Below are 26,807 nucleotides of genomic sequence, written 5' to 3'. Positions count from 1 at the left end.
CGACGCTGTGCGTCACGAGCCGCTTTCCGCGAGTCGGCTCTTGTGCCGCTCCGCGAGGTGGGCGCGCATCTCGTCGGCGCTCATCGTCCGTGACGGATCGGCACGCAACTCGTCGTAGGCGGCGACGACCTCGGTGCGCAGCCAGGTCTCGACAGCTTCGTCACGGGCGAACAGCGCTCGTAGGCCCTCGCGCACGACCTCGCTCTCGCTCGCGTACGCGCCGGAGGCGACGCGCTCCTTGAGCGCCTCGGCCATGTTGTTCGGGAGAGTGATGCTGAGCTGCTTCGTCGTGCGCATGATCGAGCCTCGCCTTCGACACGACTCAGTCCTACTCCACACCATCGGCCCCCGACAAGCACCGGAACGGTCTACCGCCGGGTGTGTGTTCAACGCCGCCGACTACCTCGACCGATTCGAAGGAAGATGTCCGCCACCCATCCAAGAAGACAGCGCGGAAGACACGCTCCCGATCAAGGGCCTTCGTCACCCACACGCAACACGCTCACTGGAGATCGGGGTGCGTCCCAGACGGAACGACCCCCGACCCGGAAAATCTTGTCCCAGGTCAGGGGCCATTTCGTGCACGTGCGCGAGGGGGGAGTTGAACCCCCACGCCCTTTCGGGCACACGGACCTGAACCGTGCGCGTCTGCCTATTCCGCCACTCGCGCGTGCTGTGAACAGCGCTGGCAAGACTAGCATGTACGGCCCAGCCCCTGACGTCGTTCCGGACCGGCACGCGCGTGATCCCACACACGCCTGCGCCGCCCCCGCCCGCATCGGCGTGGGCGGACGCGCCAGCACGTCGGATGCGCCGATTCCCCCGTCCGCTCGTTAGGATCTGGGGGCCGGTACCGTGCGCCGGGAGCATCGGGATGCTCCCAGCACCCGACACCGGTGTGCCGGGACCCGCCCGGCAGCGGCCGTGAGCCGGCCGGAGGCTCGATGCGAAGGAGGCGGACCGTGGGAGTCCTCGACCGCTTCGAGAAGGGCGTCGAACACATCGTCAGCTCCGCCTTCGCCAGGGCGTTCCGCAGTGAGGTCAAGCCCGTCGAGATCGCCTCGGCGCTGCGCCGCGAGATGGACGACCGTGCCGCCGCCGTCTCCCGCGAGCGCACGGTCGTGCCGAACGAGTTCGTCGTCGAGCTCTCGGCCTCCGACCTCGGCCACGTCGAGGAGTGGGGCATCGACGCCCTTGCGGACGAGATGACCGGCGCCGCGACCGAGCACGCCTCCTCCCAGAGCTACTCCTTCGTCGGCCCCGTCGACGTCACCTTCGAGCAGGACGACGCGCTGACGACCGGCCGCTTCCACGTCCGCTCCGCGACCCGGCGCGGAGCCGTCGCCCCCGCCACCTCCGCCGTCGCCTCGGCCCGGCACCCGATCGTCGACATCGACGGGCGGCGCTACGTCCTGACCGGCCCGGTCACCGTGATCGGCCGCGGCAGCGAGGCCGACATCGTCGTCGACGACAGCGGCGTCTCCCGCCGGCACCTGGAGATCCGGGTGACCCCCGGCGGCGTCATCGCCACCGACCTCGGTTCCACCAACGGCACGTTCGTCGAGGGCCACCGGATCGACGCCGCCACCCTCGTGGACGGCAACACGATCACGGCCGGCCGTACCCGGATCATGTTCTGGACCGGCGCGGACCCCGACGGCCGCCGCCCCGACGACGGCCGGTGATCCGGGCGGCATGAGCGAGCTCGTCCTGACCCTGCTGCGCGGGGGGTACCTCCTGCTCCTGTGGCTGTTGGTGATCGCCGCCCTCGCGGTGCTGCGCAAGGACATCTTCGGCACCCGGGTCACCCCCCGTGGGCCCGGGCGGCGCGCCCGGCGCACCCGCGCCACCGGGCAGGCCGCGCCTCGTGGCGCCGCCCGGGCACAGCCCACCCGGCTCGTCGTGACCCAGGGCCCGCTCGCCGGCACCACGATCCCGCTCGGCCCCTCCTCGATCCTGGTCGGTCGCTCGCCCAGCTGCACGCTCGTGCTCGACGACGACTACTCCTCCAACCGGCACGCCCGCTTCTTCCCCCAGGAGGACGGCTGGTGGATCGAGGACCTCGGCTCCACCAACGGCACCGTCGTCGCCGGCGAGCGCATCACCGACCCCGTCCCCGTCGCCGCCGGCACCCCCGTCCGGATCGGTCAGACCCTCATCGAGCTGCGCCGGTGAGCGGGCCCACGCCATGACGATCCAGACGCGCTTCGCCGCCCGCTCCGACGTCGGCCTCGTGCGCGCCGCCAACCAGGACTCCGGCTACGCGGGGCCCCACCTGCTCGTCCTCGCGGACGGCATGGGCGGGCCCGCCGGCGGTGACATCGCCTCCTCGGTCGCCGTGGCGCACCTCGCCGTCCTCGACGACGCCCACGGCGCCGACGACCTCCTCGACCTGCTCCGCGACGCCATCGGCGCGGCCCACCTCGAGCTCGTCGAACGCTCGGAGGCCGACCCGAAGCTCGCCGGCCTGGGCACCACCTGCATCGCCATCCTGCGCTCGCGCAACAAGCTCGCCATGGTCCACATCGGCGACTCCCGCGCGTACCTGCTGCGTGCGGGCGTGCTCACGCAGGTGACCACCGACCACACGTTCGTCCAGTTCCTGGTCTCCACCGGCCGGCTCACCCCCGAGCAGGCCGAGCGGCACCCGCAGCGCAACGTCATCCTGCGCGCCCTGGGCGACAACGAGGGCGAGGTCCAGCTGGACGAGTCCCTGCGCACGGCGGTGCCCGGGGACCGGTGGCTCCTCGGCTCCGACGGGCTCTTCGGTGTCGTCTCGGACGAGACCATCGCGGACACGCTGCGCCAGATCGAGGACCCGGGCGCCTGCGCCGAGGAGCTGATCTCCCTCGCGCTGCGGGCCGGCGGCCCTGACAACGTCACCTGCGTCATCGCCGACATGCTCCCCGGCGACGCCCCCGTGCCGGACCAGACGCCGCAGGTGGTCGGTGCTGCGGCCACGGACCGCCTCCGCGCCTCCCGGGGTGGTAAGGGCCCCGCGGCCCGCGCCGCCGCCATGGTCCAGGCGGTCTCCCCGGCCGACGCCGTCGACGACGGGCCCGGCCCCTCTCGCGCCCGCCGCTGGGTCGGTGGCGTGGTCGCCCTCATCCTGGTGCTCGCCGCGCTCGGCGCCGCCGGGTGGGCGGGCTACTCCTGGACGCAGACGCAGTACTTCGTCTCGCCCTACGGGGACAACGTCGCGATCTACCGTGGCATCCCCCAGGAGATCGGCTCGCTGCGCCTCGCCCGGCTGCACGAACGCACCGACCTGCGCCTGGACCGACTCACCTCGGTGGCCCAGGCCCGGCTGGAGTCCCCGATCACGCGGGGGTCGCTCGCGGGCGCGGAGGCCGTCGTCGAGAACCTGCGCGAGACCGGCCTGGCCGAGCCCGGGCCGGCGCCGGCTCCCACCACGGACCCGGCACCCGACCCCGCACCGTCCGCCGGCGCGACCCCCACCGCACCCGCCCCGGCGCCGTCCGCCACCCCGACGGCGGGAGCGGCCTGATGGCGATCGTCACCCAGGAGCGGGCCCGCACCGGGCGGGGTTCCGAGCTCGGGCTCCTCGTCCTCGCCCTCGGCCTGGCTGTGTTCTCCTACGCCCAGGTCGCGCTGGCCACCTCGGGCAAGCTGCCCGAGAACCTGCTCGTGCGCGGCGGCACCCTCGCCGTGCTGGCGCTCGTCGCCCACCTGCTCATCCGGTGGCGCGCGCCGTACGCGGACCCGGTGATGCTGCCCGTGGTGGTCGCGCTCAACGGCATCGGCCTGACGATGATCTACCGGATCGACCTCGCCGAGGGCGTGGCGGGCTCGCCCAACGCCGACCGGCAGCTGCTGTGGACCCTGCTCGGGGTGACGGGCGCCGTGCTCGTGCTCTGGCTGCTCCGGGACCACCGCTACCTGCGGCGCTACACTTACACCGCCATGATCGCCGGGCTCGCGCTCATGCTGCTGCCGCTCGTCCCGGGCCTGGGCAAGACCATCAACGGCGCCCAGATCTGGATCGGCGTCGGCTCGCTGTCCTTCCAGCCGGCCGAGCTCGCGAAGATCCTGCTGGCGGTCTTCTTCGCCGGCTACCTCGTCTCCAGCCGGGACAACCTCGCCCTGGCCGGGCCGAAGGTGCTGGGCCTACAGCTCCCCCGGGCCCGCGACCTCGGCCCGATCCTGCTCGCGTGGGCGGTCTCGCTCGCGGTCCTGGTCCTCCAGCGCGACCTGGGGACATCGCTGCTCTTCTTCGGCCTCTTCGTCGCGATGCTCTACGTCGCGACCGAGCGGCTGAGCTGGATCGTCCTGGGGCTGGTGCTCTTCGCCGGCGGCGCCGCCGCCGCCGCGGCGCTGTTCCCCCACGTGGGCGCCCGGTTCGACGTGTGGCTGAACGCGCTCGACCCGGCGGTGTACAACCGGAGCCCCGGCGGCTCCTTCCAGGTGGTCCAGGGCCTGTTCGGGATGGCGTCCGGGGGGCTCACCGGCACCGGCTGGGGCCAGGGCAACCCCCAGCTCGTCCCCTATGCCAACTCCGACTTCATCGTCGCCTCGCTCGGCGAGGAGCTCGGCCTGACGGGGCTGCTGGCCATCCTCGCCCTGTACCTCGTCCTCGCCCAGCGCGGCATGCGTGCCGCGATCGGCGTGCGCGACGGATTCGGCAAGCTGCTCGCCTCGGGGCTCGCGTTCGTCATCGCGTTCCAGTGCTTCGTGGTGGTCGGCGGCGTCACGCGGCTCATCCCCCTGACCGGCCTGACGCTGCCGTTCCTGGCGCTCGGTGGGTCCTCGCTGGTGTCGAACTGGATCATCCTCGCCCTGCTGCTGCGCATCTCCGACGCCGCCCGCCGCCCCGCGCCGCCCGCACCCGGGATCGTGCCCGACGACGTCCCGGACCTTCCCGGCGACGGCACCGGCGACGACGCGCCCCCGCCGCCCCAGAGCGACGACTCCGTCACCGAGGTGGTGAGGCTGTCGTGAACACCCAGATCCGGCACCTGGCGACCATCGCCACCCTCATGTTCATCGCCCTCATGATCAGCGCGACGTCCGTCCAGTTCTTCCAGGCAGGCTCGCTCAACGCGGACGGCCGCAACGTCCGCACCATCTACCGCGAGTACGGCCGCGACCGCGGGCCCATCGTCGTCGCCGGGGAGGCGATCGCCTCCTCCACCCCGGTCGACGACGTCTACGCCTACCAGCGCGGCTACGCCGACGGCCCCCTCTACGGGCACACCACCGGCTACTTCTCCACCGCGTTCAACTCCATCACCGGGCTCGAGCTGGCCACCAACGACGTCCTCAACGGCACGTCCAGCTCGCTGCTGCTCCAGCGCATCCAGACACTCTTCACCGGCAACCAACCCCAGGGCGGCGCCGTCGAGCTGACGCTGGACCCGGCCGCCCAGCGCGCGGCGCGCGACGGGCTCGGGGACCAGCGCGGCGCCGTCGTCGCCCTGGTCCCGGACACGGGTGAGATCCTCGCGATGGTCTCCACCCCGACGTTCGACCCCAACGCCCTCGCCACCCACTCCCGGCCGGACGCGCAGGCGGCGCTCGACGCCCTGGAGGCGGACCCGGGCCGGCCACTGGTGAACCGGGCGATCGCCGGCGATCAGTACGCGCCGGGCTCGACGTTCAAGGTGATCACCGCGGCGGCGCTGCTCGAGGCGGGCGGTACCACCGCGGACACCATGATCTCGGCACCCACGGAGCTGCAGCTGCCCCAGTCGACCCAGGTGGTCAACAACCCCGGCGGCCTGGTGTGCGGCGACGGCTCCGGGCAGGTCCCACTCATCGAAGCGGTGCGGCAGTCCTGCAACACGCCCTTCGCGCAGATCGCCATGGACCTCGGGGACGAGGCGCTGCGCGCACAGGCGGAGGCCTTCGGGTTCGGGGCCGAGCTCGCGGTGCCGCTCGCCGCCACCCCGGCGCGCTTCCCCCGGACGGCGAGCGCCGCGGAGCTCGCCATGGCGGGCATCGGCCAGGCCAGCGTCCGCGTCACCCCCCTGCAGATGGCGATGGTCGCCGCCGCCATCGCCAACGACGGCGTGCAGATGCAGCCCTACCTCGTGGCCCGCGAGCTCACGGCCGACCTGGAGGTCGTGTCCACGACGAAGCCGACCGAGCTACGGGAGTCCGTCTCGCCGGCCACGGCGGCCGAACTCACCCGGATGATGCGCGAGGTCGTCGCCACGGGCACCGGCCGGGGCGCGCAGATCGACGGCGTCACCGTGGCCGGAAAGACGGGCACGGCCGAGATCGGGGCCGGCATCGCCCCGCACGCCTGGTTCATCGGGTTCGCCGGTGCCACCGCGGACCGGCCCGAGGTCGCCGTCGCCGTCGTCGTCGAGAACGGCGGACGTGAGGGCGCCGGCGCGTCGGGCGCCACGACGGCCGCCCCGATCGCTCGAGAGGTCATGCGGGCGGTGCTGGGCTCATGACCCAGCCGCAGGACGCGATGCGCCCCCGGGCGGGGCTGGTGCTCGGTGGGCGGTACCAGCTGCTCGAGCGCATCGCGATCGGTGGCATGGGTGAGGTGTGGCAGGCGCGCGACCGGCGGCTGGGCCGCCGGGTGGCCGCGAAGGTCCTCCGGGCCGAGCTGGTCGGCGACGAGCAGTTCCTGCGCCGGCTGCGGGCCGAGGCCCGCAACTCCGCCGGTCTGCGGCACCCCAACCTCGCCTCGCTGCTCGACCACGGCGAGCAGGCACGTTCGGGGTACCTGGTCATGGAGCTCGTCCCGGGCGCGACGCTCGCGCAGCGCCTCGAGCGCGAGCGCACCCTCCCGGTGGCCGAGCTCCTCGGCCTGCTGGTGCAGGCGTGCCGGGGGCTGCACGCGGTGCACTGCTCCGGCGTCGTGCACCGGGACGTCAAGCCCGCCAACATGATGATCACCCCGGACGGCCGGCTCAAGCTCACCGACTTCGGCATCTCGCTCGGGGCCGACCAGGCACCGATGACCTCCGCAGGGATGGTCATGGGCACGGCCCAGTACCTGGCGCCGGAGCAGGCCCTGGGGCGGGCCGCCACCGCCGCCGGTGACCTGTACGCGCTCGGGATCGTCGCGTACGAGTCCCTCGTGGGGCACCGGCCGTACACGGGGCAGACGCAGGTGGACATCGCGTTCGCGCATGTGCGCACGCCCCTGCCGCCCCTGCCGGACGTGGTCCCGGCCCCCGTGCGCGACGTAGTGGAGCGCATGCTCGCCAAGGACCCGGCCCACCGCCCCGCGAACGCCCTGGTGTGCGCACGCGAGCTGGCCGCCGCTGCCGCCGACCTGGGGGTGCAGATCCCCATGCCGGGGGCCGGCATCGCCATCGTGCAGCTCGCGCCCGGGCCCGGCGCGTCAGGGCCCGAGCTCGCCCGGACCTCCGCCGCCGCCGCCGTGCCGCCGAGCTATCCGCCGCGCTCGCGCGAGCGTCCCGCCCCCGTCGCGGTCCTGGGTACTCTGAGGGGCGCCGACACCTCCTCCATGGGCCGTGAACCGGCTTCCCATTCCGCGACAACTGTGAAGGACGACTAGTGGTGGACGAGATCCCGCGCGTTCTTGCCGGCCGCTACGAGGTCGGCGAGCTCATCGGCCGCGGTGGCATGGCCGAGGTGCACATCGGCTACGACAACCGGCTCTCCCGGACCGTGGCCATCAAGGTGCTGCGCTCGGATCTCGCGCGGGACCCCACGTTCCAGGCCCGGTTCCGCCGCGAGGCCCAGTCCGCGGCCGCGCTCAACCACCCCTCGATCGTCGCCGTGTACGACACGGGCGAGGAACAGATGGTCGGCTCGAACGGCCAGCCGCGCACCGTCCCGTTCATCGTCATGGAGTACGTCGAGGGCCACACCGTCCGCGCGCTGCTCTCCGGCGGGGACCCGGTGCCGATCGACGAGGCGGTCGACATCGTCGTCGGCGTGCTCTCGGCACTGGAGTACTCCCACCGGGAGGGAATCGTCCACCGGGACATCAAGCCCGGGAACATCATGCTCACCCCCACCGGCCAGGTGAAGGTCATGGACTTCGGCATCGCCCGGGCCATGACGGACTCGGCCGCGACGATGACGCAGACGCACGCCGTCGTCGGCACCGCGCAGTACCTCTCACCGGAGCAGGCACGCGGCGAGGTCGTCGACGCCCGGTCCGACCTGTACTCCACCGGCTGCCTCCTGTACGAGCTCCTCACTGGGCAGCCGCCGTTCTCGGGCGACTCCGCGGTCGCCGTCGCCTACCAGCACGTGCGTGAGGTGCCACGCACGCCGTCGGCCGTGACTCCGGACATCCCCGAGGTCCTCGACCGCGTCGTGCTCGAGGCGCTGGCGAAGGACCGTGAGGACCGCTACGCCGATGCCGCCCACATGCGTGCGGACCTGCTGGCCGCTGTGCGCGGCGGGCACGTGGCGGCACCCGCGGCGGCGGCCTGGGGCATGGCGGGGACGATGGTGGCCGAGCCGGCCACCGCCGCGATGTCGACCCTGCCCGCCGCGGCGACCCGCATGAGCTCACCGGGCCCGGCGACGTTCGGCGCACCGGCGGCCGAGGACGAGGACGAACCGCGCCGCTCGCACTGGTGGGTGTGGCTGCTCGCACTGGTCGGCATCGCGGCCGCCGCCGGGATCGTCTACCTGGCGATGAACCCGTCCGAACCCCCGCCGCCGACGCAGGTGGCCGTGCCCGCGATGGCGGGCATGGACCAGGTGCAGGTGAACGCCGCGCTCAAGGCGGTGGATCTCGCGGCGAGCATCGTGGACCCGGTCCCGTCCGAGACGGTCCCGGCCGGTCTCTTCGTCCAGTCCGACCCCGCCGTCGGCAAGATGGTCGACCCGGGCACCACGGTGCAGGTCGCGTTCTCCGCCGGCCCGCCGGAGATTCCGAACGTCAACGTCCCGGATGTGACCGGCCGGACGCAGGAGGAAGCCGCCGCCGCCATCGAGGATGCCGACCTCACCGTGGGGCGGGTCACCGAGGAGAACGCGAACGCCTCCGTGGACATCGGCGACGTCATCCGCACGGATCCGGCGGCGAACGCGTCGGTCGCCCCGGGCACGCCGGTGAGCATCGTCATCGCGAGCCCGAACGCCGACCTGCCCGACCTGGTCGGGGAGACTCAGGAGACCGCCACCCAGATCCTGCGGGACCGGGACCTCGTCGCGGTCATCAGGACCCAGGAGTCCGGTGACTTCGACCCCGGTACGGTGCTCGAGCAGTCGCGCCCCGAAGGGATCGTCGAGCGTGGTTCGACGATCACCCTGCTCGTGGCCACCGCGGTGCCCGAGCCGGAGCCGACGACGCCGGCGCCCACCCCGACCGAGCCGACCCCGGCCCCGACGACGACGCCGACCGCATCACCAACGCCCACGCCATAGCCCGCCACCACGGCACCGGCGCGCTCTCCTCGGGAGGAGGTCGACGACCCCGGCTGGAGCCGCACGCAGCTACCGCACGAGCGGGACGAGGCCCTCGGACGTGGCGACGGCGTCGTCGTCACCCGCGACGGCGAGCCAGTTGGCCAGCAGGCGGTACCCGCCCTCGGTGAGCACGGACTCGGGGTGGAACTGGACCCCGTGCAGGGGCAGCGTCCGGTGCCGCAGGCCCATGACGATCCCGTTCGCCGTCTCGCCGGTGATCTCCAGCACGTCCGGCACCGTGTCCCGAACGACGGCGAGCGAGTGGTAGCGGGTGGCCGTGAACGGGCTGGGGAGGCCGTCGAAGACGCCGGTGCCGTCGTGGCGGACGAGGGAGGTCTTGCCGTGCATGAGCTCGGGGGCGTGCGTGACGACGGCGCCGAACACCTGGCCGAGTGCCTGGTGGCCGAGGCACACGCCCAGCATGGGCAGCTCGCGCTCCGCGCAGGCCTCGATCACCTCGAGTGCGGCCCCGGCCTCCTGCGGGGTGCCCGGGCCAGGGGACACCAGCACGCCGTCGAAGCCGTCCAGGTCGGGGACAGCATCGTTGCGCGCCACGACCGTCTCGCTACCGAGCTGCTGAAGGTAGCCGACGATGGTGTAGACGAAGCTGTCGTAGTTGTCGACCACGAGGATCCTGCGTGCCGTCATCGGTCCATTGTGCCCCGCCCACCCGGCGGACGGTCGAGCGTCCGTTCACGCGGCGCGGTCACCGGGCCGCTGGGTGCCCGCCCCGCCGAATCCCTCACACGGCAGGATCGAGCACCTGCGCGTACTGCAGGGTCAGCGAGCCCGCGTACGCCGGCAGCTCGCCCCTGGGCACGTCCTGCACGGACCAGCCGAGCCCGACGGCGTCGACGTACTCCAGGTAGGTCTGCACACCCGGTGCGGCGAGCAGGGCGCGCTCCAACCGGTCCGGGTTCCCGATGGCGGCGATCGTGTAGGGCGGGGAGTAGGTCCGGCCGTGGATGTAGAGCACGTTGCCCACGCACCGCACGCCCGAGGTGGAGATGACCCGCTGGCCCTGGACCGCCATCGCCTCCGCGCCACCGGCCCACAACGCGTTCATCACGGCCTCGATGTCCTGCTGGTGCACGACGAGCGCGTCCGGGGGCAGCTCGGCGCCCAGCCCGTCCGTCACCTGCGGAGCGTCCCACAGGGTCACCTCGAGCACCGGTCCCGAGACGGGCGCCGCACCGGCGGCCTGCGCGGCGAGCACGTTCACGGCCTCGCCCTGCGGGTCGCCCGGTTCCTCGTCGAGGTAGGGCTGGATCGCCTCCCGCAGGGCAGCATTCGCCGCCTCGAGCTCGTCCAGCCGGTCCGTCTTCGCGCGGGCCAACTCCTCCAGATTCTGCGGGTGCCGGTCACCGTCGCCGGCGAACACCTGCGCGTTCGTGGCGAAGAGCAGCCCGGCGAGCAGGGCGACGATGCCGGTCGTGATCGCCCCCGAGCGGCGGTGCCCTGCCGAGGGACGGGTGGGCTCCTGGGGTACGGCGTCGTTCATGGGCCTCCTCCACCGGTGCGCTGACACCGACGATACGCTAGGGGCCGGCACCCTCGCGGGCGTCCGTCCCGCGCCGCCAGGCCCGGTCCTGGCACGACAGTACGCCGCCCTCCGCGGCCGCCTCCGAAAGAGAGTCACGATGCCCGAGTCGAAGAAGCGCAAGAAAGTCACCAGCTCCGGGTCCGAAGCGGCAGCGCGGCAGCCCGCTGCCCCGAAGCCGAGCCCGACCTGGTGGGCGCCGGTGATGGTGACCCTCATGGTGGCCGGCCTGCTGAGCGTGGTGCTGACGTACCTGTTCAAGGGCGACCTGCCGGTGCCGGGCCTGGGTAACTGGAACCTGGCCATCGGGTTCGTCGTGATGATCGCCGGCTTCTTCATGACGTTGCGGTGGCGCTGACCCACGCCGCCGCGCGAACGACCTCGAAGGCCCCGAGCTCAGGCTCGGGGCCTTCGTCGGCACGCCTCGTCCCGGGAAATTCCCAGGGGTCGTGCGCCATCCCCATCCTGAGGACAACGCGCCGCGCTGGTTGTCCCCAGCTGGGGACAGATCTGGGGACCGGACCATCGGCGTCTTTCCACCGCTGTGCATGAGCCTGGGGAAACTTACACGGCTGTCACTATCCCCATGTGTGAACAAACCTGTGGATGACCGGTGTCGGTCTGTCCACAGATGTGCACACCGCTGTGAAGAACTGCACCGGTGTCATTCGTCGGCCGGGGAGACATCATCGGTGATCCACGCCGGGCACGGGCGGGCGCGGAGGGTGCGGCCGGGAGGGCGTGGGGTCACCCGCGAGGCTCAGAGTCCCAGCGCGCTGTACCGGGCGAAGGCGAGGACCACGAGAAGCAGCGCGACCACCACGGTGGCGAGGACGCCGACCACGGTCCGGTGCTCCTTCGGGGCGTAGACGTACGCGGCGGCGAGCAGGGCTCCGGTGAGCGCCCCGCCCAGGTGGGACTGCCACGAGATGCCCGAGACGACGAACCCGAGCCCGAAGTTGATGGCGATCAGCACGAGGATCTGGGTGGCGTCCCGGCCGAGGTGGCGCAGGACGAAGAACACGGCGGCGAACAGTCCGAAGACGGCGCCCGACGCGCCGACCACCGGGGTGGAGAACTCCGCCGGTCCGGCCAGCAGCAGCACCGCCACCGAGCCGCCGATCGCGGAGAGGAAGTAGATCGCGGCGAATCGCCAGCGTCCGAGCGCCGGCTCGATCACGGAGCCGATGATCCACAGGGCGTACATGTTCAGCGCGAGGTGGAGGACACCGCCGTGGAGGAACGCCGAGGTGAGGAAGCGGTACGGGTCTGCCCACGCCAGGGCGGGGACGAACACGAGGGGCCCGATCAACGCGCCGCCGAGGACGCGCTGGAGGAGGTAGACGGCCACGCTGATCCCGACGAGGGTGAGCGTGACGACCGGGCGTCCCCCGTGGGCCCGGGCGCCGAACACCGTGCGGGCGACCGGGACGCGCGCCTGGGCCTCCCGCACGCAGTCCACGCATTGGATGCCGACCGCGGCGGGTCGCTGGCACTGCGCGCAGGTCGGGCGGCCGCACCGCTGGCAGCGCACGTAGGAGACCACGCTGGGGTGGCGGGGGCAGACCGGCACCTCTGCGGTGCCGGTCTGCCCCGGGCTCTGCTCGCTCATGCTCTCGGGGTGCTGCTACTCGGTCACGGTCACCGAGGTGATCGTGATGTCCTCGAGGGGCCGGTCGTTCCGGCCGGTGGCCGTCGTGTTGATGGTGTCGACGACGGCGCGGGAGGCGGCGTCGACGACCTTGCCGAAGATCGTGTGCTTGCCCTGGAGCCAGCTGGTGGGCCCGGTGGTGATGAAGAACTGGGAGCCGTTGGTGCCCTTGCCCATGCGGGTACCAGCGTTGGCCATCGCGAGGACATAGGGCGCGGTGAAGTCGAGCTCGGGGTGGATCTCGTCGTCGAAGGCGTAGCCGGGGCCACCGGTGCCGTTGCCGAGCGGGTCCCCGCCCTGGATCATGAAGTTGGGGATGACGCGGTGGAAGATCACGCCGTCGTAGAGAGGCCGGGTGGTCTCCGCGCTCGTGGCGGGATCGGTCCAGGCGCGCTTGCCGGTGGCGAGCTCGGTGAAGTTCTTGACCGTCTTCGGCGCGTGGTTCGGGTAGAGCTCGACCGTGATGTCGCCGGCGGTGGTGTGCAGGATCGCTTCCATGCCCCGATCCTCGCACGCCACCCGGGACTTCGGCACACCTCCCGTCCGTGTCGAGATCGAGACGGACCCGCCGATGCGCCCCTGATCGCCCCCTGACCGGGGCGATCCCCGGGCGGGTGGTTGACCTCGAGACCAGGCACAGCGCCGGGAAAGCGTGCAAGATGGGGTGGGAAGGTGTTGCGCCGTCCAGGCGCGCACCAGCACGTTCGCGGAATGAGAGCGGGGAGAGCAGATGTCGCGCAAGGGCAGGGCAAAGGTGACCGAGATCGACGTCGAGCGGGTGCGTGAGCAGGCCGCCGAGCTGGGCGTCAAGCTCGGCGAGCAGGCCGGCGCTGCCGGCCGGCAGGCGGCGCACCTGGCGGACCAGGGCAAGGAGTGGGCCACCCCCCGCCTCGAGGCCGCCGCGGCGTGGGCCGCGCCGCGCGCCGAGAAGGCATGGCACGAGACGGTGAAGTCCGCCGCCCCCAAGGTCGAGGCCGCCGCCGAGCGCGTCCGGCCCGCGGTGGACACTGCCCACGACAAGATCGTCGACGACTACCTGCCGCGTGTGCAGAAGGCGATGCACGATGCTGCCGCCGCCGCCGCGGGCAACGAGAGCTTGAGCGCCAAGGCGGACAAGGCCGGCAAGGCCGCCCGCACGGCGCTGACCGGGCAGCCGAAGGGGAGCCGTGGCATCGCGAAGACCTGCGGCTGGATCCTCGTCGGCACCGCCGCGGCGGGTGCCGGCTACCTCTTGTGGCGGCGCACCCAGCCCGTGGACGACCCGTGGGCCGAGGAGTACTGGGAGGACACCACGGTGACCTCGCCGGCCGCGCCCACTCCGGCCACTGCCGAGAAGGTCGCCGACGCCACCGCCACCGCAGGGGCCAAGGTCACCGAGAAGGCCGGCAAGGCTGCGGACGCTGCCAAGGGTGCCGCCGAGAAGACGGCCCAGGCGACGAAACGCACGGTCGACAAGGCCGCCGGAGCCGCGAAGAGCGCCGCCGAGAAGACGGCCCAGGCGACGAAACGCACGGTCGACAAGGCCGCCGACGGCGCCAAGGACACGACCGATCGGGCGATCGGGACCGTCGAGGCCGCAGCCGACAAGGTCGCCGACGCGGCAGACGACGCCGCGGAGGACAAGCCCGCGGGCGCCTGACGCCCACCGAGCGAAGGCCCCTGTCCGCGTGGTGCGGGCAAGGGCCTTCGTCGTCGGATCGACCGGTGGGCCCGGCCGGACCCAGACCGAGCGAGCGCCACGTTGCTCGCACCATCATCCGTGCCCATTGTCGGCAATGTCAGTGGTCAGCCTGCCGGGCGCCCGGAGCTGACGATCCACCACCTGCGCCACGCCGCCCTGACCCGCGCAGGTCAGGGCGGTGCCGCGTCGCGGAGCTCCGAGCCCGCGCCGACCATGCATCCCAGGCAGCGAAGGCCATCTATCAACACGCCACCCTCGACCGCGACAAGCCGCTGGCCGACAAGATCGGCGAGACGTACGCGGCTTGGGCAAAGCGGCACTCATGCTTGCCGATATCGAGGGTGTGAACTCGAGTTGACATCGATCAGACTCGCCCGGAGCGAGACGTCGTACGTGGGGTGGTGCGGACGGCAATCGACTCGGGTGCACGAGCATCTGAAGTGGAGTCTGCACGACCTCCCTCAATGCTTGCTTGCAAGGTCGTGACGATCGGGTCGGACGGCACTCGCGAGCAGAGCGACGAGGTTTTCGAGACGGAGGCCGAGGCAGAGCAGCACGGCCAGCAGATGTGCAGCGACTACAGCCAGGGGCGACGGTCCTGCACATGCACAACCCAGGTGACTACCCCGACCCCGACGATGAGATCGACTACGAGGTCATCGAAGTCGATGACGAGGACTGATCCACGTCAGTCGAAGGCGCACAGGCAGTGCGAGGAACGTCCTCAACTGCCGCCGACAGGGAAAGCATGGATGGTCGTGCGGGCGCTCTCCTCATCAAGGATTTTGCTGCCTTCGCGGCGGCAGGTCTGGCACTGTGACGGCCATGGACGAGGATCCGTGGGGCAGCGACCTGCCACCGGTGGTGCAAGGAAGCGCCGCCTCCACTGCCGCCGCGGCTGGCTGCTCTTGCTGATCTAACGACCGGGGGCGGAACGCTGCGCCTCGAACCGGGCGAGCGGTGGGCGTTCCCCGCCCCGAGTGAGCTGCCGGAGGTGCAGCGGCTCGCCGTCCGCGGGTGGCGCCCAGCTCCGGATGCGCCGTACTGGCTGTTCCTGCCCGCGGTGTGGCCGGCCGGGCACCGCTGCTGGCTGCCGGACCGGCTGTCGAGGTTCAGCCTTATCTCCAACGACACCGGGAGGGTGGTCGTGCCGTGGACGGAGGAGATGGCGGACGATCAGTGCGCCGAAACCGTCGACGAGGCACGTGAGGCGGGCCTTCCCGCTCCGCCACGTGGCCGGCTGTGGCTGCTGGTGAGCGACACCGTGGCCGAGCATCGGGTTCACGGTCGCCCTGCACGTGATCGATTCGCTCACCCAGCCGGCAGGTCGCGGCGGCCCGGGCAACGTCCGCCGCAGGGTCGCAGCCGCCCGGCGGGTGCTGTCCTGGCCCGAGCGGGAGCTCTGGGCGCGCTGGCAGGGCCCCTCGGCAGGCACCGCCGCCGCCTCGCGCGCGCGTGGCCGCACCGGCGAGGAGGTGACCGACCTCGACATCCTCCCCGGTGAGGCGCGTGTCTGTCGCTCGATGCAGTTGGGGCCGCAGGAGGCCCGTGGCCGGCGCGAGGCCGGCGGCGGCCCGCTACCCGATGGCGCCGCGGTGGGCTGGTTCGGCTACGGCGACCGCAGAGAGGACCGCCACTACGGTGTCGTCGACCCTCCCGGCACCCGCGGCCGGCTGGCACAGCAGGCCTAGACCACACGGACCGATGCCTGCAGCGCAGCACACCGTCGACCCCTGGCACCGAATCCCTTCACGGATTTGTCGCAGATAGCATGCGCTGCGGCAAGTCCGTATCAAGTAGCCGCGAATGCGATCAGGCACCTGGCCTTCGGCACCACGTGCCGCGGACACAGCCTCGTTCACTACGGATCCCTGCGCGGCGAAGGTGACTACGCCACGAGTTCGCCCGTGAGGCGGACGAGCAGACGCATGTGCATGCCCGCCTCGGGTAGGTTCACCCGATCGACTACGAGCTCGAATGGGCGCTCCATGATCCGGTGCACATAGTCGAGCAGTGGGTCCGGGACATATCCCAGACGGTCACCGGTTTGCCTCACCAGAAGGGCACGCTCGTTGAACTCGTTGTCTGGCTCGCAACGCAGTTCCAGACGATCGCCTGGCTTCAGGCCGTCGATTGCGGCGCGCTCCCCAGACGTCAGGTGTCGGATGCCGTGAACAAGGAACGGCAGGCTGACAGGTCCCGGTTGGGGCAGTGGAGTCAACTCGTAGGTGTCGCCGGTGCGACCCCCGCCCGACACCGCGAGCACTTCAAGCGGCTCGGCCTCGGCGTCCAAGCCCAGCCGCTCCAGCGTTTCGGCCCGCTCGGGCCGGTGAGGGTCCATGACCCGCTCAGCAAAGATCGGGAAGAGTGACTCGCTCTCGTGCACTCGCCCGAGCGGAAGTCCCGGTAGAGCTCTCCGCACGTCGTCGTCGTACTCGAAGCGGAAGGCGTGCCCCTCGTGGCTCAAGACGCCGACGCGGCTGTAGCGACGGGTTTCGGGGTCCTGCCGACTGACAAGGAGCTCGTCAGTCTTCAGCAGCGTCGCCATGGCACAACCTCCTCTGGTTCTCGAGCACCACCTGCTCCATGAAGAGCACCACCTGCTCCATGAAGGTAGACCCCACCTCCGACATTCTCCCTTGAGGCGCTTCCAGTGTCTCCTGGATAGAGACCCCGTCCAAGGAGGCGACCCGCGCCACCCAGAGATCTGCACCACTGCGCCGAACGGCCTCAAGCGCCAGGTCCACGAGCAGCCGTTTTCGTGGCGAGAACGGATTCGCTCGCCCTTGCCGCGCGAAGGCCACGGGATCCTTGTCCCGTCTGTTGTCGTCTGTCAGTCCGGCGCCCAACGCGCTGCCGTGGTCGTAGGTCGGTGCGAGGAAGCGTGCGCCGTCGCTCTGACGCTCCAGGATCGCCCAGTTGCCCGGATGCCGGTCGCCGTTCCCGACCAGGGCGTCGAGGACCAGGTAGCCGGCGAACACAGCGAACCCTGATAGATCACTGACCCCCGGTGGGCCTCGACGTGTTCGAGGACCTGCTCCATGGAGTCGAGCGTGTAGCCCTCGTCGAGTCCCATGCGACCACCATCGGAATCGGACCCGGCGGATGGCCGACGTTGGTAGCCCTCCACCTCGGGCAGATAGGTCGTGCCGGTGTTCAGGTTGAAGCCCTGGGGCGTGACGTTGCGGGAGATCAGCCCGGGTTCGCCATCGAGGATCGCGAACCTGCACTCCGCCGCGGGTAGGTGGATCGCGGCGGCGAGGCGCGAGGTGAACACCTCGGCACAGTCCGTCAATGCCGCTTCGGATCCGTCGCCAGTCGTCTGGCGGTACTTCCACAGCCAGTGTTGATCGCGCGGCGCGTCGGCGTCCTCCGCGATCCACCGCTTTTTCTTGTCGCGCCCGCCTGGCTCGTCACGGATGACGGTCCAGGCCGACACGTCGATCTCCACTGCTCTCCTTCACCCGGGTGACTCCGCCGGTAGTGATGATCTCCGACAGCGGTCAGGTCGGTCGGATCGCCGCGCGGGCGGTGGTTGCGACGGCGAGGTCGACGCCCGCGATCTCGTGCCAGCGGATGCGCGAGGCACCGGCGAGTTGCTCGAGGACATCGAGGGTCGGGCTGTTGGGGGGCGGAGGCGAGAACCGGTCGTGCCCGCTTCGCCACCCGAGCGCGAAGAGCAACTCACTGATCTCGCCGCGCCACTCCTGGGTCGGTACGCCGCTGCCGACCACGGCGAGTGCCATCCAGCCCGCTTGGCGCTCGGCGTCCTTGGTGCCCAAGGGGAGTCGTCCGACGATGTGACGCCACAGTGCCTGCGAGTCACGGCCACTTCGGATGGCTGCGGCGGTGGGGCTCAGGCGACCCTTGCGGACGCTGACCAGCCCGAGGGCGCGCGCGGTGGTGCGGATGTCGGCGACGGGGTAGGTGAGGTCCTCCCGGTTGGCCTTGCCAATCCACCATTCGGCGATGCCGGTGCGCTCGGCGATCTGCTCAACCACGGCAGGCGGGAGGTAGCCCGCGGCGGTCAGCGTGACGCCGTCGCCGAGGACGTCGAGGAACACTCGGTAGGTCCGGGCGACCCGGGCGGCCTCGGCCTCGGTGACGTCCGTCGGCCCGTGGGAGAGCGGACGGCCCAGCACCTCCCGCAGCAGGCGGATGGCCCGGTGGTCGAGCTGCTCAGCCAGCTCGGCTAACTCCCCGGTCACCGCGACAGGCTCGGCGACCGCAATCGCGAGGGCGGCGTTGGTCTCCTCGACGTCGAAGTGGTCGGGGTGCCAGTCGAGTGGCAGCCAGTCGCGAGCGTGTGCGCCGTCGTCGAAGTTGCCGGGGAGGAGTGCGTCGTCGTACCCGCTGCGGACCCAAGTGGCCAGCTCCTCATAGCCGCCGAGGCCACCACAGTCCTCGGGCGGGCACGCCATCCGCCCGCCAGTGCAGTGCGCCGTCGACGGCGGCGCCTCGAGAACTTCCTCGACCGTCAGCTTGTGGTCCCAGCCGTCACCGAAGTCGTACTCGTACCAGAACTCGTCGCCCTCCGCGCTGAGGAGTTGGTCGAGGCGAACGTCGTCCTCCAGCAGGCCATCGTCTCCCTCGTCGAGGTCGAAGTTCGTGACGAAGTACGGCGATCGGTGGTCACGTCCGATGCGGAACCGGTGCAAGTGGCTGTTGGACCAGCCCATCGCGGCTTGGATCACGTCGTGCAGCCGGGGCAGGGTCAGATCGCCCGGGATGTCGAGGCGCCTCCACACCGGCGGCTTCGCGCCGTGCAGGTCCAGGCGCACCCGCAACCCGCGAACCTCGGTCGGGATCGGGAGCAGGGTCGGCGCCTGGTCGCGCTTGAACTTCTCGAAGATGCTGGACACCTGCCCACTCATCAGCGCGTCGAGCAGCGCTCTGTTCTCCTCGGGGCTGGCTCCCGCCATCAGCTGCTTCACCAGATGCTGGACGTCGGTCGGTTCGGCCACGCCGAATAGTCAATCACCATCACGCGCTTCGCGTACGCGAGGCAACCACCGGGTCCTCGTCGATGATGCGATCCAGCGAATCAACCCTGACGCGTATGGTGCGCCTCCCGAGGCGAACGGCGTCGAGCTCGCCGGCGGCGATGTAGCGGCGGACGGTCTTGACCGAGAGGGCCAGGATCTCGGCGGCCCCCGGGAGCGAGACCAGCCGCCGGACGGCCGGTGCGTTACGTGTTGCAGTCGGGGACATGGGTCCTCCTGGGTCAGGGGCGGCCTGGTTGGTCACCTTCATCCCTCAAGGCCGACGGATGTCCTCCAGTGGCCACCCCACCTTCACCACCCTCCCGCATCCTTCCGCTCCTTCACCTTCCTCACCCTCCTCCTGAACCCACCTCTTTCACGGGCGAATCAAAGGTGGCCACTCGCGGCCGCGTTCCGGCCTTGTGGGGTGTGACGATGTCGTTGAAGAAGTTCGCGACCGGTTCGGTGTACGAGTACCTGACCCGCCAGGTCGCGGCTGCCGATTCGCCCGAGCGCGGGTCGATTCCCCTGGCTGATTACTACGCCGCAAAGGTGTTGAGCGTCGTGTTGGTTGACGGTTGTGGCGTCGTGGTTGGTGACGACCGGGGTGGGTATGACGGTGCCCCGGGCCTTGGTGGGGCCGGGGGCTTTGGTCGTTATCGGGACGTGGTGGTCGTCAGTGGTGACGGCGGCTGTTACTCGCTGTTCTCGGTGATCGCGGACTGGGCGGCGCCCCGGTGGGCCGGGTGGTCTAGACCCACCTGCTCATCGCGTTGGGCACCGCCGCCGCCGCGGCAACGCCCCCAGCCCGGGCACCACGTGGTTGCCGAGAACCCGCTCGTACTCGTCCACCGACTGCGAGCGGATCGGGGGGTCCGGCCACAGCGACCGCCGACGCATCTCGGTGATCCACTGCCGCACGCCAGCCCGACCTTCGACGTCGGGCGCAGCTCCGCCGAGCCCTGCACAGCGCCGAGACGCTCCGCGATCGCGCCCTGCACGGCAGAGCGGGCGGCGTCGCGCGTGCGCACGACGCGTGACACCTGCGCGTCGCTGCCGTCCTTCAGCCGCAGCCGTGCCCGGGCGCGGACGCGGCCGTCATCGAGCACCGAGTAGCTGACCGACCCGTGCTCGCCGGGCTTGAGCCTGGCCCTGGCCGCGGTCACCACCCCGATCCGTCGTCGACGGGCGTGCGGCCGCGGGCCGCGGGCAGCTCGTGGAAGTGGAGCCACACCCCCACGTCGGCCTCGGCGTACAGCACGTGCCGACCGGTCTTGTAGGCCCTCGGCCCGGCGCCGCGCTTGCGCCACGTGCGCAGCGTCTCCGGACTCGCGTGAAGCTTGGCGCTCAACTCCTCCACGGTCCACATCGGCGTGCGGTCCAGAGGGGATGGAGTCTCGTCCATACCTCTCAAGTGTGCGAGCACCACCGGGCACCGCCCGGCCGGGGCGGGCAGCAGCGTGAATCCAATCCGCGTCACAAACGCGGATCCTGACGCGAATTGCATCGCGCATCCTCCTTCGGACGCGCGTCCCGCCTGTCCGAGAAGAGCCGCTGCCCTGGGGTGAAACCTGGTCAACGGCCCTTGTCGGAGTGGAAGCAATGGAGCGTTGCGGGAACAGGCGACCACGGGTTGAGGGGCTTGTTTCCGTGTGGAATCAGGGCACTCGTGGGGATGCCGAGGCCGACAGCGAGGCCGACGACCCGCTGATCGGTGCGTCGGCGGAACCAAAGAAACGACCTCGAACACGGCTCACTGACACCGAAGTGGACGCTATGCGAACAGCTCGGGTGCGCGGCGTCAGCGTGAACGCCATTGCGAAGCAGTTTGGCGTCCACCGCGGAACTGTGTGGAGAAAGACTCGGCTCGTGTGACGCACGGGCCAGCGGAATCACGGATAGGCTATCTGCCACGGACCGGCAAGTTGCTGCAATTTGCCTTGCTGAACGAGAATGTCTGTTTCCAGTCACCTAGATGCTCGCGCACAGCAGCCGGAAATCGGTCGCTCGTCGCGACCTTGCTATACGACGTGATCAGCTTGGAGATCATATGGTGCTCCGAAATCTACGACAGCTCCGTGAGGAGTGTGTCGCGGATTCACCCCCAGGGAGCCCATTGAAGATGCCGGCCTCCACGATCTCCTTGCGTGAGATAGGCCCCGTGTCTCTGTCGGTCACTCGGCTTCCTCGCTCCCCGTTTCAGACTCGACCGTTAGTTCCTCCGCTGAGTTTTCTTCGGCAGGCTCGCCCATCATCATGCGATAGTGGCCAATCTGTCCATGCTCCTCGAAGATGCGGCAGAACACACGGAGATTGGCTTCCACAGTGCTTGGCGTCGGAGAGTAGTCGAGGTCATCGAAGATCGAGTGGGAGCCAGCATTGACCCAGGTGAAGAGCGAGCGACAAATGACTTGCTCGTCTCCCTCGAATTTGGCAATGATGGCGGGATCATCGACGCCGCCGAGCACTTTGAAGTAGGTCTCCAGGATGCGACGCAAGGTGTTCTGGAGTCCGACCGCGCTCTCCGAGGGACGCTCAGCTGACCTCTTGACCTCGTCCCACAGCGCACCGTAAGCAGTCTGGATCGGGTTGTCGTCGCGCAGTTCGACTTCACTCGACTGCCCGCTTCGCTTCCGCACGACGCCGTACTTCCAAGACCCGAGCTTCGGGCCACCGTGCGGGCGATAGGTCACGTCCTTGTGGAAGTGGGCATTGTGTGTCATGAGCAGGAGCTGCCGCACTCGGCCTGTACCTGCTGCGACATCCTCGATGATCCTGCGAACAAGGGTAGAGACGGCGTACAGCACGTCGCTGTCGAGGCTCGATATCGGGTCGTCGATCACCGCGAGGATGTCGTTCGGCTCGGCTTGATCCTGTGCCGTGCCCTGTAGAGACTGAGCGAAATAGAGGAAGGTGATGAATGTCCGTTCGCCTTCGCTGAGGGTTTCCGTAGCGACGTCGCCGTTCGAGCGGATGAGGGTGTAGCCGTCCTGAACTGCTGTCGACTCCGCCAGCGAGAAGGAGTGGAAACCGACGGAGTCCAAGAGGCGGTTGATGCGGTCGATGATCGGCTTGCTTGATGTGACTTTCGCCTGAAGCTCGCGAAGCCGTGACTCCTTGGCGCGTACGTCTGTCTGAGCCGTCTCGATCTTGCCTTCGAGGTTACGCACGCCCGCTAGATGTCCGGGCATCGCACCTTCGTAGCGACTCAGCTCCGCCAAGAGGGTTACGCGTGCGAACACGACCCAGCAGCGGTCGAGAAGCGATCTCTTCGCGGCTGATCGGTTTCTGAGGAGAAGGTTGAATCCCTGGATTTTCGCATTGGCCTCCCGAACCACGGCGTTGACGCCTTCGACCTGCGGCGAGGGATCGGGCACCGAGAGGATGCTCGATGGCCCGGACAGTTTTGCGTTGATCTGGGCTCGGCCCTCAGCGATCACCGTCTCCAGCGCAGCACGCGCGCTGGCCAGACGCTCGGCGTTGAGGTGCTCGGCGACGCCCGGCTTCACTGACAGATCAGCGAGATAGGTCGTCCACTGCTGTGCCCAGGACTCAAAGCACTTGCTGAGCGCCGCAAGTTGTTCCATCTGCTCGATGTAGGTCCGGTCGAAATATGCCTCCAACTGCTTACCGAGGTCGGACGGAGCGGTCTGCTGGCAGAACGGGCATACACCGTTCGCGTTTTCGAGATGGGTGCGACCCTGCTGAACCCAGTCGGCACTGCCGAGCTGCTGGATAAGGGGCGCGAGGCGCACATTCCCGCTACCCACGACCGCCATGCCGAACAGAGAGTGACCCGGCGCGTCTTCAAGCTTGATATCGCGTCCAAGCGGCAGCTCCAGAAGAGGTTGCGCATCTTCTGCGAGAACTGCTGCCGCCTCGGAGGTGAGTGCCGCGAAGTCCTCGGAGGCGGAGAGGTTCGCCGCCGCGACTTCGAGCAGTCGGTCCAGAAGTCGATCCTTGCTGTTGTTGTACCCCGTGAACATCTCACGCAGTTCTGCAGGAATTTCCTTGCGCTTCGCCCACGCCGCCTCCTTCAGCGCGATACGGACGCCCTCGATCTCACCGTTCTTTGCGTCCAACGAGGACCGGAGTCGCGCGAGCTCTTCCTTGGCAGCGGCGATGGAGCCACTCGGACCTGTCAGCGATTCAATCTCGGTCTGAATCTCAGCGTTCGTCTCGCCCAGGAGGAACACGCCAGCGAGGTGGCCTGCGGGCGTTAGAGTCGCATTGACGTAGTCGCGGTTGTAGACCTTGATACCGAGCGCGCTGGTCGCTGGCGTCCACTCCAAGGTGGTTCCAGCGAACCGCGTCGAATCGACCAAGGCGCGGCTGATTGTCGTCTTACCGGAACCGTTGGGGCCGAAGAAGAAGTTCACCGGCTTGAGCGGACCGATGTCTGCACCGGATGCCGGGTCGAAGGCGGGGGCACCGCGCAGCCGAAGGTACTCGAGCATCGTTTTCATACCCCCACGAGCTGCATCAGCTCGGTGTAGTCGGTCACCACGTCGTAGGTGACGTCATTGCCGTTCTTCTCACTGAGGGAAGCGAAGAACTTGCGGGCACATTCGATCTTGGCGTCCTCAACGCCCTTGAGTTGCAGTGTGGATAGCGAGCCCTTGGTCTCGGCGACGAAGTAGACGTGCTTGACGCTGCCCTCGGTGAACGCGATGGCCCAGTCCGGGTTGTAGTCGCCAACGGGTGTGGGGATGAAGAACCCGCGCGGGAGCTTAGCGTAGACGGCGACCTCGTGACTGGTGTCAAGTTCGTTGACGAACTCGCGCTCGATCTTGGAGTCGGTGACCACGTAGTCGTAGACGTGCTTCTTGAGCTTCGATCCGGCCTTCGAGAAGTCTTGGGCGGTCTGGTTCTCGGTGAAGATCGCTGAGTCGAAGCGGTCTTCGAGCGCGTCGTAGGCGAGGTGCTCGACGATCACCGTGGCCTTCTGCTCGTTGATGAGTCGGCCGGCCTCGGTGATGAACTGCTCGGGGTTGAGACGGAACTTGGCGAACGTTCCTGGCGTGACGCCGCGAAGGATCGCAGCGACCGTGCGACGGGTGAGCTGGGTCTTCTCGGTGATCTCGCCCAGCAGGTCGTACTTGACCTGCGATCCGGCGCTCACGGTCTCGGTGTGCGTCTGGGTGGTCTGCACCGCGAAGCCGGAGCCGCTGGTCAGGTCGTCCGCCTCCAACTGCTCGCGCTGCTGGCCGGCTTGCACGACGTATTGCAGCGCGGCGACATTGAGGTGCTTGTCGAGGTGGTCGATCGCCTTGCGGATCAGTTCACCGGAGTCGAACTCAACCTGGTAGACGGCGCGGTGGTTGATCCTGCCCCACAGTGCCTGGAACTCCTTGCGAGCAAAGTTGGCCTCGTTCAGCGGTATCTTCTTCGGCTTGCGGTCATCGGTGGGCACCGGCAGGTCCAGGTAGAGAACGTCAATCAGCGGCCACACGAAGTCGATCACCGGCTTGAGCACTTCAGAGGTCGGAGCGGCGAGCGTTCCATCTTCCTTGGCCTGCTTGTAGGCGTCGGAGATGGTGTCGTCGTCGTTCACGTAGTCGTTCTTGACCAGGTACTTGTAGAGCGCCTGGGCAACGGCCTCCTCGATGACCGACTCGCCCGAGAGCGTCTGGATGGTCTTGCCGACGAAGAACTTGACGCTGGCCCTGCGGGGCCGCGCGGCCAACGACTCGGAGATTTCGCGTTGGAGGCCGGTCACGAAGTCCGTGTAGGACTCGTCGGTCACGACGGTCAGCTCGTTGATGTCATGAACGGTGACGGGGTTGTCCATCCGTTCTCCGTGCTGATCGACGGACAGCCGCAGACCTCGTCCGATCTCTTGGCGGCGGGAGACGGTGTTGTCGCTCTTCTTGAGCATCCCCATGACGAACACGTTGGGGTTGTCCCATCCCTCGCGCAGCGCCGAGTGGGAGAAGATGAACCGCACTGGTTCGGCGAACGAGAGCAGTCGTTCCTTGTCTTTCAGGATCAGGTCGTAGGCGTCGATGTCGGTGGACTGGCCCTTGTCGTCGCCTCGGCCGGAGACCTTGCCGTCGATCTGGTGCTTGGTCTTCTTGTCAATGGAGAAGTAGCCCTCGTGCACCTGCCGCACATCGTCGCGGCGCAGATACACCTGGTACTCCTCGGTCGTCTGGTCGATGGCAAGTTCGCCGAGCACCTCGTCGCGGATCGCGGCGTACTCCTCCTCGAACATGCGCGCATAGTCACCCAGGGTGTCCTCGCGACTGTAGTCGCGGTACTTGGCGACCTCATCGATGAAGAACAGCGAGAGCACCTTGACGCCCTGGCTGAACAGCTCCCGCTCCTTGTCCAGATGCGCGCGGACGACCTCGCGAATCTGGATGCGCCGCTTGGTCTCCTCGGTAACATCCCGGTCAGCAAGCTGCCCCGCCACGACCACATCGCCATTACTCAGTTCGATCACGTCGCGGTTGGCATCCACCTCGGTGACGAACAGTCCCTTGTATGCCTCGATCCCGTTGGAGACATCGTGGAGGTTGCCGCCCATGTCGAGGCGCTTGACCTGCCGTTTGATGCCCGAGGCCGTCTGCACCTCGATCTCGACCCGCGCCCGAGGCTTGGCACCCTTCGCGATCTCGATGGCGTCCAGGTACAGGTACGCGGTCGACCCGGCGAGTCCCTTCACGGTGATGCCCCGCACGGCGATCTTCTTCACGAGCTTCTGGTTGTAGGCATCCAGCGCGTCGAGCCGGTGCACCTTGGTGTGATCGACCTTGTGCGTGGCGGAGTACCTCAGCAGCATCAAGGCATTGAACCGTGACAGCGCCTCCAGCGACTTGGGCGCTCCGATCTTCTGCGGCTCGTCGATGATCACGATCGGCCGGTTAGCGCTGATCACGTCGATCGGACGGCGGGACTGGAAATCATCGAGCTCATCGTAGATGCGGCGATTGTCCTTACCGGTGGCGTTGAACGCCTGGATGTTGATGATCATCACCTGCACCCCGGCATCCGAACTGAACCGCTCCAACTCGTGCAGCTGGGAGGAGTTGTAGATGAACGAGCGCGGCTTGGTGCCGTAGAGCTGCTGGAAGTGCTCGGCAGTCACGTCGAACGACTTCTTCACGCCCTCCCGGATCGCGACCGACGGCACCACGATGATGTACTTCGACCAGCCATACCGCTTGTGCAGCTCCATGATCGTCTTGATGTAGACGTAGGTCTTACCCGTGCCCGTCTCCATCTCCACGTCAAGGTTCGGTGCGCCGGGAGCGGCGGCACTGGAGGCGAGCTTGGCCGACAGCGGGAGGTTCCGTGACCGCTGCACTGCGTGCACGTTCTCCAGCAGTTGCGCTCCCGACAGGACGATCTCAGCGTTGCGCAGGCCGGCGTCCGAGCGCTCCTCGGCCTCGAACAGTGCCAGGGCGGTCACGGGGCGGACCTTGCCGGGGTCGATCCGGTAGGAGATGCCGTCATGCTTCGGCTGCCCGGCGAAGGTCTCGACGACAGCATCGACGGCATCGGTCTGGTACTGCTGGACCTTGAACTGGAGCTTCATCGAGTGTCTTTCTTTCTGCAATCGGCGCTGTTCGTCGT

Annotated in this window: 23 protein-coding genes and 1 tRNA gene; 10 read left to right on the top strand and 14 right to left on the bottom strand. The window is 69.1% G+C overall.

Translation table 11 applies throughout. From position 1 onward, the window contains the following. Window positions 1-12: 12 nt before the first annotated feature. Both ACYC1Z_RS01970 and ACYC1Z_RS01965 read right to left on the bottom strand, forming a co-directional pair. On the bottom strand, window positions 13-297 hold the full coding sequence (locus tag ACYC1Z_RS01970; protein ID WP_461407879.1) for a ribbon-helix-helix domain-containing protein: 285 nt from the start codon (window positions 295-297) through the stop codon (window positions 13-15). Window positions 298-586: 289 nt separating this feature from the next. After that, a tRNA-Leu gene (locus tag ACYC1Z_RS01965) sits at window positions 587-670 on the bottom strand. A gap of 292 nt (window positions 671-962) precedes the next feature. Here ACYC1Z_RS01965 and ACYC1Z_RS01960 point away from each other — a divergent pair. The 7 genes from ACYC1Z_RS01960 to pknB are packed head-to-tail and all read left to right on the top strand — an operon-like array spanning window position 963 to window position 9,333. Continuing rightward, complete coding sequence (locus ACYC1Z_RS01960) at window positions 963-1,685, top strand: FhaA domain-containing protein (RefSeq protein WP_461407878.1); 723 nt, start codon at window positions 963-965, stop codon at window positions 1,683-1,685. A 10-nt stretch (window positions 1,686-1,695) separates the two neighbouring features. After that, the gene (locus tag ACYC1Z_RS01955; RefSeq protein WP_461407877.1) at window positions 1,696-2,175 is read left to right on the top strand and encodes an FHA domain-containing protein FhaB/FipA; all 480 of its coding nucleotides are present in this window, start codon (window positions 1,696-1,698) and stop codon (window positions 2,173-2,175) included. A 13-nt stretch (window positions 2,176-2,188) separates the two neighbouring features. Further along, entirely contained in the window at window positions 2,189-3,508 is a 1,320-nt protein-coding gene (locus ACYC1Z_RS01950) for a PP2C family protein-serine/threonine phosphatase (protein WP_461407876.1), read from the top strand. Next, window positions 3,508-4,959, top strand: coding sequence for an FtsW/RodA/SpoVE family cell cycle protein (locus ACYC1Z_RS01945; RefSeq protein WP_461407875.1), 1,452 nt, complete (start codon window positions 3,508-3,510; stop codon window positions 4,957-4,959). Before ACYC1Z_RS01950 ends, ACYC1Z_RS01945 begins: the two co-directional genes overlap by 1 nt. Next, a complete protein-coding gene (locus ACYC1Z_RS01940; RefSeq protein WP_461407874.1) occupies window positions 4,956-6,422 on the top strand; it encodes a peptidoglycan D,D-transpeptidase FtsI family protein in 1,467 nt (488 codons plus the stop codon). Before ACYC1Z_RS01945 ends, ACYC1Z_RS01940 begins: the two co-directional genes overlap by 4 nt. After that, entirely contained in the window at window positions 6,419-7,501 is a 1,083-nt protein-coding gene (locus ACYC1Z_RS01935) for a serine/threonine-protein kinase (RefSeq protein ID WP_461407873.1), read from the top strand. Before ACYC1Z_RS01940 ends, ACYC1Z_RS01935 begins: the two co-directional genes overlap by 4 nt. Beyond that, window positions 7,501-9,333: a Stk1 family PASTA domain-containing Ser/Thr kinase gene (gene pknB / locus ACYC1Z_RS01930; RefSeq protein WP_461407872.1), complete on the top strand. Its 1,833-nt coding sequence runs from the start codon at window positions 7,501-7,503 to the stop codon at window positions 9,331-9,333. The genes ACYC1Z_RS01935 and pknB overlap by 1 nt, the downstream gene beginning before the upstream one ends. A 69-nt stretch (window positions 9,334-9,402) precedes the next feature. On the opposite strand, the gene ACYC1Z_RS01925 is transcribed toward pknB, so the two are convergent. After that, window positions 9,403-10,023: an aminodeoxychorismate/anthranilate synthase component II gene (locus tag ACYC1Z_RS01925; protein WP_461407871.1), complete on the bottom strand. Its 621-nt coding sequence runs from the start codon at window positions 10,021-10,023 to the stop codon at window positions 9,403-9,405. A 94-nt stretch (window positions 10,024-10,117) separates the two neighbouring features. Next, window positions 10,118-10,876, bottom strand: a complete 759-nt coding sequence (locus ACYC1Z_RS01920; RefSeq protein WP_461407870.1) for a DUF881 domain-containing protein — start codon at window positions 10,874-10,876, stop codon at window positions 10,118-10,120. A 139-nt stretch (window positions 10,877-11,015) separates the two neighbouring features. Here ACYC1Z_RS01920 and ACYC1Z_RS01915 point away from each other — a divergent pair, with 139 nt between their 5' ends. Further along, entirely contained in the window at window positions 11,016-11,273 is a 258-nt protein-coding gene (locus ACYC1Z_RS01915) for a cell division protein CrgA (RefSeq protein WP_461407869.1), read from the top strand. A gap of 402 nt (window positions 11,274-11,675) precedes the next feature. Here the strand turns inward: ACYC1Z_RS01915 and ACYC1Z_RS01910 are convergent, their stop codons facing one another. Beyond that, a complete protein-coding gene (locus tag ACYC1Z_RS01910) occupies window positions 11,676-12,527 on the bottom strand; it encodes a rhomboid family intramembrane serine protease (RefSeq protein WP_461407868.1) in 852 nt (283 codons plus the stop codon). A gap of 15 nt (window positions 12,528-12,542) precedes the next feature. Then, the gene (locus tag ACYC1Z_RS01905; protein WP_461407867.1) at window positions 12,543-13,064 is read right to left on the bottom strand and encodes a peptidylprolyl isomerase; all 522 of its coding nucleotides are present in this window, start codon (window positions 13,062-13,064) and stop codon (window positions 12,543-12,545) included. Window positions 13,065-13,296: 232 nt separating this feature from the next. On the opposite strand from ACYC1Z_RS01905, the gene ACYC1Z_RS01900 reads away from it, so the two are divergent. Together ACYC1Z_RS01900 and ACYC1Z_RS01895 are read left to right on the top strand one after the other, a co-directional pair. Beyond that, window positions 13,297-14,205 carry a hypothetical protein gene (locus ACYC1Z_RS01900; RefSeq protein WP_461407866.1) on the top strand — a complete coding sequence of 303 codons (909 nt, stop codon included), beginning with the start codon at window positions 13,297-13,299 and terminating at the stop codon, window positions 14,203-14,205. Between the two features lie 1,340 nt (window positions 14,206-15,545). Further along, window positions 15,546-15,938, top strand: coding sequence for a hypothetical protein (locus tag ACYC1Z_RS01895; RefSeq protein ID WP_461407865.1), 393 nt, complete (start codon window positions 15,546-15,548; stop codon window positions 15,936-15,938). Window positions 15,939-16,135: 197 nt separating this feature from the next. On the opposite strand, the gene ACYC1Z_RS01890 is transcribed toward ACYC1Z_RS01895, so the two are convergent. From ACYC1Z_RS01890 to ACYC1Z_RS01855, 8 genes are all read right to left on the bottom strand, one after another. Then, window positions 16,136-16,795, bottom strand: a complete 660-nt coding sequence (locus tag ACYC1Z_RS01890) for a hypothetical protein (protein WP_461407864.1) — start codon at window positions 16,793-16,795, stop codon at window positions 16,136-16,138. After that, on the bottom strand, window positions 16,773-17,051 hold the full coding sequence (locus ACYC1Z_RS01885; protein WP_461407863.1) for a hypothetical protein: 279 nt from the start codon (window positions 17,049-17,051) through the stop codon (window positions 16,773-16,775). Before ACYC1Z_RS01885 ends, ACYC1Z_RS01890 begins: the two co-directional genes overlap by 23 nt. A gap of 29 nt (window positions 17,052-17,080) precedes the next feature. Further along, the gene (locus tag ACYC1Z_RS01880; RefSeq protein ID WP_461407862.1) at window positions 17,081-17,698 is read right to left on the bottom strand and encodes a hypothetical protein; all 618 of its coding nucleotides are present in this window, start codon (window positions 17,696-17,698) and stop codon (window positions 17,081-17,083) included. A gap of 52 nt (window positions 17,699-17,750) precedes the next feature. Further along, window positions 17,751-19,211: a plasmid pRiA4b ORF-3 family protein gene (locus ACYC1Z_RS01875; protein WP_461407861.1), complete on the bottom strand. Its 1,461-nt coding sequence runs from the start codon at window positions 19,209-19,211 to the stop codon at window positions 17,751-17,753. A gap of 19 nt (window positions 19,212-19,230) precedes the next feature. Next, window positions 19,231-19,458, bottom strand: coding sequence for a helix-turn-helix domain-containing protein (locus ACYC1Z_RS01870; RefSeq protein WP_461407860.1), 228 nt, complete (start codon window positions 19,456-19,458; stop codon window positions 19,231-19,233). Between the two features lie 933 nt (window positions 19,459-20,391). Continuing rightward, window positions 20,392-20,634: a helix-turn-helix domain-containing protein gene (locus ACYC1Z_RS01865; protein WP_461407859.1), complete on the bottom strand. Its 243-nt coding sequence runs from the start codon at window positions 20,632-20,634 to the stop codon at window positions 20,392-20,394. Between the two features lie 769 nt (window positions 20,635-21,403). Continuing rightward, window positions 21,404-23,695 (bottom strand): AAA family ATPase, encoded by a 2,292-nt coding sequence (locus ACYC1Z_RS01860; RefSeq protein ID WP_461407858.1) that lies wholly within the window; start codon window positions 23,693-23,695, stop codon window positions 21,404-21,406. Beyond that, window positions 23,692-26,769, bottom strand: a complete 3,078-nt coding sequence (locus ACYC1Z_RS01855; protein ID WP_461407857.1) for a type III restriction-modification system endonuclease — start codon at window positions 26,767-26,769, stop codon at window positions 23,692-23,694. Before ACYC1Z_RS01855 ends, ACYC1Z_RS01860 begins: the two co-directional genes overlap by 4 nt. Window positions 26,770-26,807: the final 38 nt, after the last annotated feature.

It is taken from the genome of Georgenia sp. (assembly GCF_054605595.1).
Note: the sequence above shows the minus strand (reverse complement) of the source record. Positions and strands in the feature narration are given on the sequence as shown.

Coding starts and splice junctions, on each gene's coding strand:
- ACYC1Z_RS01945 (WP_461407875.1), top strand. CDS start 3,508: ATGGCGATCGTCACCCAGGAGCGGGCCCGCACCGGGCGGGGTTCCGAG.
- ACYC1Z_RS01860 (WP_461407858.1), bottom strand. CDS start 23,695: ATGAAAACGATGCTCGAGTACCTTCGGCTGCGCGGTGCCCCCGCCTTC.
- ACYC1Z_RS01935 (WP_461407873.1), top strand. CDS start 6,419: ATGACCCAGCCGCAGGACGCGATGCGCCCCCGGGCGGGGCTGGTGCTC.
- ACYC1Z_RS01970 (WP_461407879.1), bottom strand. CDS start 297: ATGCGCACGACGAAGCAGCTCAGCATCACTCTCCCGAACAACATGGCC.
- ACYC1Z_RS01950 (WP_461407876.1), top strand. CDS start 2,189: ATGACGATCCAGACGCGCTTCGCCGCCCGCTCCGACGTCGGCCTCGTG.
- ACYC1Z_RS01955 (WP_461407877.1), top strand. CDS start 1,696: ATGAGCGAGCTCGTCCTGACCCTGCTGCGCGGGGGGTACCTCCTGCTC.
- ACYC1Z_RS01855 (WP_461407857.1), bottom strand. CDS start 26,769: ATGAAGCTCCAGTTCAAGGTCCAGCAGTACCAGACCGATGCCGTCGAT.
- ACYC1Z_RS01890 (WP_461407864.1), bottom strand. CDS start 16,795: ATGGCGACGCTGCTGAAGACTGACGAGCTCCTTGTCAGTCGGCAGGAC.
- ACYC1Z_RS01920 (WP_461407870.1), bottom strand. CDS start 10,876: ATGAACGACGCCGTACCCCAGGAGCCCACCCGTCCCTCGGCAGGGCAC.
- ACYC1Z_RS01900 (WP_461407866.1), top strand. CDS start 13,297: ATGTCGCGCAAGGGCAGGGCAAAGGTGACCGAGATCGACGTCGAGCGG.
- ACYC1Z_RS01910 (WP_461407868.1), bottom strand. CDS start 12,527: ATGAGCGAGCAGAGCCCGGGGCAGACCGGCACCGCAGAGGTGCCGGTC.
- ACYC1Z_RS01905 (WP_461407867.1), bottom strand. CDS start 13,064: ATGGAAGCGATCCTGCACACCACCGCCGGCGACATCACGGTCGAGCTC.
- ACYC1Z_RS01915 (WP_461407869.1), top strand. CDS start 11,016: ATGCCCGAGTCGAAGAAGCGCAAGAAAGTCACCAGCTCCGGGTCCGAA.
- ACYC1Z_RS01925 (WP_461407871.1), bottom strand. CDS start 10,023: ATGACGGCACGCAGGATCCTCGTGGTCGACAACTACGACAGCTTCGTC.
- ACYC1Z_RS01870 (WP_461407860.1), bottom strand. CDS start 19,458: ATGTCCCCGACTGCAACACGTAACGCACCGGCCGTCCGGCGGCTGGTC.
- ACYC1Z_RS01865 (WP_461407859.1), bottom strand. CDS start 20,634: ATGGACGAGACTCCATCCCCTCTGGACCGCACGCCGATGTGGACCGTG.